Source organism: Lishizhenia sp., from assembly GCF_057456495.1.
Genome location: NZ_JBVCPV010000153.1, coordinates 1 through 7,400, shown reverse-complemented (window position 1 = coordinate 7,400; position 7,400 = coordinate 1). Strand labels below are relative to the sequence as shown.

Sequence of the window (7,400 nt, the reverse complement as noted above, 5' to 3'; positions counted from 1 at the left end):
CCCTTGTTGTAAATGAACCTTCAACAGATGAAAGTTATTGTGGATTGTATTTCAATCACAATTACTATTACAATAACAATGGATTAGATCAAAGCAACACAGCATTAACTGCTTTTATAGATAGTGTAAAAGCGCAATTGGAAATGGGTAGGTCTTCTATACGCATTAACATTAATGCTTCGGCATCTTATGTTCCTACTAGGTCTTACAAAAACAATGCGAACCTGGCTAAAATTAGAGCTCAAAAGGTAGAAGATTATTTGAGGGAAAACTTAAAAGAATATATAATAGCCCGTAAAGTTGAAATACACATTGAGTCGGCAAAAGTACAAGGACCAATATACAGTCGTTCCGATTTAAGAAACTTAGAGAAATATGCTCCTTATCAATTCGTAAGCTTACAAACGGAAGCTATTAACTGTGAAAGTACCACAAAGTACGAGTCCATGGACAAAAAACTCGAAGCCTTAAATGTTGTTATTCCTACAAAACAAATTGAAGTAGAAAAGAAGGAGGTTCAAACTAAAACTAGATTAAACTATCATGTAATTGTTTACACCTATAATGATCGTCAATTTGCTGAAGAAGTAATTGTTTCTAATAGGTATAAAAACAACCCACAGGCTCAAATAATTGAAGACGAAAGAGGTAATTTCTTAATCAGTATAGCGAACTTTAAAACCGAACAAGAAGCAAAGAACTTCATTGCAAACTATAAGTACGAAGAGAAAACCAACGCTTACATTTATCAAAAAAAATAAGCCAAAGTTTTTAGTACAGTTCCAGTAGTCACTTAGAAAAATTCCTAATTTTGTAAAGGGTATGAAAGTAATCGTACCCTTTTTTATTGAATTATGAAATTAAACTTAGAGCGTCCACTCGCAATATTTGATTTAGAAACAACGGGAACTAACGTTACCAAAGATAGAATTGTTGAAATTTCTATCTTAAAAGTAGAGCCCAACGGTGATGAAAATACCTTTACGAAGCGTGTTAACCCAGAAATGGACATCCCAAAGGAGACCAGTGAAATTCACGGAATCTATCAAGCTGATATTGAAAATGAGAAGACGTTCAAAGAACTAGCCCCTGAGGTAGCTGAATTCATTGGTAATGCCGATTTAGCTGGATTTAATTCTAATAAATTTGACATACCTGTTTTGATGGAAGAATTCTTGCGTGCCGAATACAAATTTGACATGCACGATAGACGATTTGTAGATGTACAAAACATCTTTCACAAAATGGAACAACGAACTTTAGTGGCAGCCTATAAGTTTTACTGTGATAAAGATTTAACCAATGCTCACAGTGCAGAAGCGGATGTTATTGCTACTTACGAAGTATTGAAAGCGCAGGTAGCACGCTACGAGAACTTAGAAAATGATATAAAATTCCTTTCTACTTTCTCTAAACAAGGAAACAATGAAGTTGTTGATTTTGCCGGAAGAATTGCTAAAAACAAGGAAGGTGAAATCATTTATAATTTCGGTAAACACAAGAATAAAACCGTTGAATTTGTCGCTAACACCGAACCTGGTTACTACGGTTGGTTCTTAAACTCTGACTTCCCTCTTTATACCAAACAAGTTTTAAAAGAGGAAATGGAACGCATTAAGAAAAACAGAGAAGAACAAAAAGAAATCAATAAGCAAAAAGAAGAGCAACGCCTTAATGCCAAGCTAGATGCTTTAAAAAATAAATTTGGAAAATAATTCGGTATGAAAATCATTTGTATAGGAAGAAACTACGCCAAACACGCTAAGGAGATGAACTCTCCATTACCTACGGAACCTGTGTTTTTTATGAAGCCAGATACAGCTATCCTTCCTAAAAACAATCCTTTCTTCATTCCAGACTTTACCAAAGATTTGCACTATGAGGGCGAATTGGTGATTAAAATCAAAAAGCTTGGAAAAAACATAGCGGAACGTTATGCGCACGAGTACTATGATGAAATTGGTTTTGGTATTGATTTTACAGCCCGAGATTTACAAAAAAAATGCAAGGAAAATGGCTTGCCTTGGGAAATTGCCAAAAGCTTCGAACACAGTGCTCCTATTGGACCTAAATTCTTAAAGAAAAAAGATTTGGACATGGATAATCTAGAGTTCAAACTTTTAAAGAATGGTGAAGAAGTACAACATGGTAACATCAATGATATGATCTTTTCCATAGATAAAATCATCGCTTACTTATCGCAATTCATGACACTTAAAATTGGTGATTTAATTTTCACGGGTACTCCTGAAGGGGTTGGTCCAGTTCAGATTGGTGACACACTAGAAGGATTTATCGGTGAAGAAAAGTTATTGAATTTACGTATTAAATAATTCAGAACAACACATAAAAAAGGCGAAGATGATCTCTTCGCCTTTTTTACGCTTATTATTTTCTACCCCTCATTTAAAAGGAAGCTATAGTCTTTTAGAATTTTAGATTGACTTAAGTAGTAGTTACTTGGATGATAGATAAAAAAGCAGCTCCCACCTTTAATCGTATTGATAACAGGTTCTGCCATATCTGTTGGGATTGCTGGACAACCATAACTTCTACCCAGTCTACCATGACGCTCTAAAAAATTAGCGTTGGCATACTTTGCTCCGTGCATCACCACTCCTCTGCTGCGAGCTTTTGAGTTGGTTCTCTCCAACCCTTCCAAACGCAATGCTAAATCAAACTTACCAGAGTAAGTATTCGAGGTAAGATAAAATCCTAAACTGCTCATATGACTTCCGCTCGTATTCGAGAATTTTCTTGCATACTCGCCTCCAGAGTTTCTACCGTGGGCACAGTAGGTATTATAAGCAATGGAGTCTTTTTCCATATCGATTACATACATGCGTTTTTCAGATGAAGACAATGAAAAATCAACTACCGTTAAATATTTACTTTTAGTTAATTCTCCGCTTAAAATAAGTTTGGTGTAACCGCGATATGCCAATTCAAAAGCTTCAAAATTCAAATTGGTATCAGCTAAACATTGGTAACGCTCTAACGCCGTTTCTTTCCAACGTTCTTCCAGTGTTAATGATGTAGAATCTGGTGCATTCTTTTTCTCTCCCTCTTCGGCCCATAAATTTGCGTTAGCTATAAGTAGCAAACACAAAACAAGCATCCCTTTTAAAAAGCTGTCTTTTCTCTCCACAGCGAGCGAAAATAGATAAAATCTAAGTACCTTTGCAGTCTTTTAAGGAATTTTAGGAACTAAGATAAAAATCTATCTTGCCTTCCTAAGCTTCTTAAGAAGAGAAGATTGCAACAATAACAAGGCTTGAAATGGTCAATTGGATTGGAAAGCAAAATTTTGAATAAACAGTACTCTGTTTAAAGATTACAAATTGAAATACACATGAAGCACCAAACGGAAATAGAAAAAAGAAGAACTTTTGGAATTATTTCTCACCCCGATGCCGGTAAAACAACACTTACAGAAAAACTTCTTCTTTTCGGAGGAGCCATTCAAACAGCCGGTGCGGTAAAAAACAATAAAATCAAGAAAACGGCTACGTCCGACTTCATGGAAATTGAAAAGCAAAGAGGTATCTCTGTGGCAACCTCTGTAATGGCTTTCAAATACAACGGTAAACAAATTAACATTCTTGATACTCCTGGTCACAAAGACTTCGCAGAAGACACCTACCGAACGTTAACTGCAGTGGATAGCGTTATCTTAGTTATCGACTGTGCCAACGGTGTAGAGGCGCAAACTGAGAAGTTAATGGAGGTATGTAGAATGCGTAATACTCCAGTAATTGTGTTCATCAACAAGATGGACCGTGAGGGTAAGGATCCTTTTGATTTATTAGATGAAATTGAAAGCAAGCTTGATATTAAAGTAAGACCTTTAGCATGGCCTATAGGAATGGGAGACCGTTTTAAAGGTGTATATAACATCTATGACGAGAACTTGAATCTTTTCTCTGCCAACAAAACAAAGATTTCAGAAGAGGTGGTTTCATTCAACGATTTAGACAATCCAGAATTGGATGAATTGATTGGTGAAGAACCGGCAGAGGAATTGCGTTCTGAATTGGACTTAATAAATGGTGTATACGATGAATTTGACCCAGAGACTTACCTTTCTGGAGAAGTTGCTCCTGTATTCTTTGGATCTGCTGTGAACAACTTTGGTGTTAAAGAATTGTTGGATGCCTTTGTTAGAATTTCGCCTTCGCCACGAGGAAGAGAAACAGACGTTAAGAAAGTAGAGCCTAACGATAACAAATTCTCAGGTTTCGTATTTAAAATACACGCCAACCTTGATCCTAAACACAGAGATAGAATTGCCTTTTTACGTATCGTTTCTGGTAAATTTGAACGCAATACGTTCTACCAGCACATTCGATTAGGAAAGAAATTAAAATTCCCTAACCCAACTTCTTTTATGGCCCAAGATAAATCAGTGGTTGAAGAAGCATTCCCTGGAGATGTGGTTGGTTTATACGATTCAGGAAACTTTAAAATTGGAGATACATTAACAGAAGGTGAGAAAATGAACTTCATTGGTATTCCTTCATTCGCTCCAGAAATTTTCCAAGAATTACAAAACTTAGACCCTATGAAGTCGAAACAGCTGGATAAGGGTATTAAACAATTGATGGATGAAGGTGTTGCTCAATTATTTATTCAACAGCCGGGTAATCGAAAAATTGTGGGTACTGTAGGACAGCTTCAGTTTGACGTAATCTTACACAGGTTAATCAATGAGTATGGGGCGAAATGTTCATTTACTCCAAAAAATTACCATACCGCTTGTTGGATTACCTCTGAGGATGAAGATAAATTAAAAGATTTCACAAGAGCGAAAACAGGTAATATTGCAGAAGATAAAGACGGTAACCTGGTATTCTTAGCGGAAACACCTTTCCTCTTGCAAATGGCGGAAAGAGATTATCCAGACATTACCTTCCACAAAACATCAGAATTTAAAGTTAAAGCTTAAGCATAGTAACGGTCAATCAATTAAGATTGACCGTTTTTTTTTAGTTAAAAACAGTCTTTAACTAATTATGAACAAGAGCTTTATATTCATTTTTTCCGTTGTATTTAAAACACTTTTTTTAGTATTTTAGCCTCGACTTTAACTACCACCACCCTTTTACAACAACCCTTGGGGTATTTCCCCGTTTTAAGAATGCATTATTCATGATGCTTATTACGCCTGTAGGGTAAATTATAAACGAGAAGATGAAGAAGTTCCTAAACCTGTTAAAATGGTCTGCTGGTATTTACCTGGCAGGATGTTTCTTTATATTCATAGCTCAGGAGAAATTTTTATTTCACCCCAAAAAAGATAGCGATCAACATACCTATAATTTTTCCAACACGTTTTCAGAAGTTTGGATAGAACAAGCAGATGGAATTCTGACACATGCCCTACATTTTACGGTTCCCAACCCAAAAGGAATTATATTTTACTTACATGGAAATGCCGGTTCTTTATCCTCTTGGGGTAATGAAGCAATGCAGTATGTAAATTTGGGGTACGATGTATTCATGCCAGATTATAGAGGATTTGGAAAAAGTAAGGGGAACATCAATAGTCAACAACAGCTCTTTGATGATAATCAAACGTTTTACAATTGGATTAAAAACAAGTATGAAGAAAAAAAAATTACGGTAATGGGTTATTCCTTGGGTACAGCAATTGCTGCTAGAATTGCCTCTGATAACTCTCCCCGACAATTGGTACTTCACGCTCCTTATTATAACATGAAAACCTTAAGTCTTGAAAAAACAAAAATATTTCCTGGCTTTCTGGTGAAGTATCCTTTTACCACCAATAAATACCTTCAAAACTGTGATTTACCTATTCATATTTTTCACGGAAAAGAGGATAGGGTCATTCCTTTTTCTCATACAGAAAAACTTCAAAAAGAAAGTAAAACCGTTCACACCTACCCTTTGTTGAATCAAGGACATAATGGAATAAGTCAACATCCCGATTACCTAAACATTATAAAAGAGAGAGTACTGTAAGTGTGAAATATTCTTGGTTCATGAGATAATTCAGTAGTAAATCCTTTATTTCAATCATCCTGCATAACCCAGAACTACGACTTTTCTATTTTTTAATTATCATCGTAAAAAAAATAGAAATGAGCATCTCAGAATTAATAAAAAAACTTAAGAGCACTCCATCAGACGTAAGCTTTGAGGAAACGATTTCAGTGATAGAAGAAAATTACGCCTTCACTCCTACCGCTTTTACAAATGGTTCTCTAAAAAATGAAGCCGGGCAAAATAACGGATCGTGTAAAATATTTGCTTTTGGAAAACTAAACGATCTTACAAAAGAAGAAACTTTGGCTTGTTTTGGAAAATTTTACTTTGAAGAAGTTCTAAACGATCCAAATGGTGAAGGACATCAAAACATAAGGAATTTCATGAAGTATGACTGGGAAGGTATTACCTTCAACGGACAAGCTTTAAGTAAACTTTCATAACACATTGGAAGGAGTACATAGAAGCTCCAATAAAAGTGAATGTACTCCTCCAAAATTAATTTTCACTTCTAAAAAAATCCATATAAATTGCGCCTGCGTATACATTATAGTTCTCAATTTATATGATGCAATTAAAAACATTAGCAACACTTCTTTTACTCTTTTTTTCAACGCAGACATTAGCCAATTATGTGGTCTGTTTAGACAAAGATCAAGTAGCGCAAGCTACTGAAGTTTTGAAGTACCAGGACGAAATATATTATTCTCAACAAGCTACGCAACTCGAAGAATATGAACGTATTCATGTCGACACCTTTTACTTCATTCAAGATGCGGAATGCAATTCCATACGCGTAAAAGGATACTATTTATCAGGTAACAGAAAATCTTCTCCATTTAGCAAAGACATAGACCTTGCTTATACTTGGATAAAACAAGATGGCATTGGTGTCAATTTAGCTTTTCAACTAGATATTCCATTAATTTATGCCCCTGTAGATCCTTTTCATTGGAAAAGTCTTAAGCCCTTGCTGAAAGATGCCAACCGATCTACACGAAAAGAAGCCGATAGATTAATTGATAGTATCAAAATGTGCTTGACCCAATCTGCCGACTTTAACATTTACGACAGTAAAGGGTCAAAAGTATTAATAGACAGTGCGGCTTATGATTTCAACCTAGAAAATTCAGAATTGATCATACACCAATATTACGGAAATGGTCAGGAAAAAAGGTATATTATTAATTTAAAACAGTGCTTTGAAATTAACTTAAAAGCTTTGAGTGGACAGAAGGCTTTGTACATACACGGCGCTAATTACAAGCAGTTTTACAGTCAAAATCAACTCACTTCTACCCTGCCTTTTCTTTACTTGAGGGTTGATGTAACTCCTCAGGTAAATGAAAGTATCATTCGACAATTCGAGCGTTTAATATTCCTTGTACAGCACT

Annotated in this window: 8 protein-coding genes; 7 read left to right on the top strand and 1 reads right to left on the bottom strand. The window is 35.5% G+C overall.

Annotated features, from left to right (window positions below; all coding sequences use genetic code 11):
• From AC22ZQ_RS10880 to AC22ZQ_RS10870, 3 genes are all read left to right on the top strand, one after another.
• The coding region (locus tag AC22ZQ_RS10880) for a hypothetical protein (RefSeq protein WP_318958814.1) at positions 1–761 on the top strand (761 nt) is incomplete at its 5' end.
• Between the two features lie 93 nt (positions 762–854).
• Positions 855–1,715, top strand: coding sequence for an exonuclease domain-containing protein (locus AC22ZQ_RS10875; protein WP_318958813.1), 861 nt, complete (start codon positions 855–857; stop codon positions 1,713–1,715).
• A 6-nt stretch (positions 1,716–1,721) separates the two neighbouring features.
• Entirely contained in the window at positions 1,722–2,333 is a 612-nt protein-coding gene (locus tag AC22ZQ_RS10870) for a fumarylacetoacetate hydrolase family protein (RefSeq protein WP_318958812.1), read from the top strand.
• 62 nt (positions 2,334–2,395) lie between these two features.
• Here the strand turns inward: AC22ZQ_RS10870 and AC22ZQ_RS10865 are convergent, their stop codons facing one another.
• On the bottom strand, positions 2,396–3,118 hold the full coding sequence (locus tag AC22ZQ_RS10865) for a murein L,D-transpeptidase catalytic domain family protein (RefSeq protein WP_318958811.1): 723 nt from the start codon (positions 3,116–3,118) through the stop codon (positions 2,396–2,398).
• A gap of 234 nt (positions 3,119–3,352) precedes the next feature.
• Between AC22ZQ_RS10865 and AC22ZQ_RS10860 the strand changes: the two genes are divergently transcribed.
• The 4 genes from AC22ZQ_RS10860 to AC22ZQ_RS10845 form a co-directional block, all read left to right on the top strand.
• A complete protein-coding gene (locus AC22ZQ_RS10860) occupies positions 3,353–4,945 on the top strand; it encodes a peptide chain release factor 3 (RefSeq protein WP_318958810.1) in 1,593 nt (530 codons plus the stop codon).
• Positions 4,946–5,190: 245 nt separating this feature from the next.
• On the top strand, positions 5,191–5,982 hold the full coding sequence (locus tag AC22ZQ_RS10855; RefSeq protein ID WP_318958809.1) for an alpha/beta hydrolase: 792 nt from the start codon (positions 5,191–5,193) through the stop codon (positions 5,980–5,982).
• A 119-nt stretch (positions 5,983–6,101) separates the two neighbouring features.
• Positions 6,102–6,449, top strand: coding sequence for a HopJ type III effector protein (locus tag AC22ZQ_RS10850; protein WP_318958808.1), 348 nt, complete (start codon positions 6,102–6,104; stop codon positions 6,447–6,449).
• Positions 6,450–6,571: 122 nt separating this feature from the next.
• Positions 6,572–7,400, top strand: an 829-nt coding sequence (locus tag AC22ZQ_RS10845; protein WP_318958807.1) for a hypothetical protein, incomplete at its 3' end; no start/stop codon positions are given.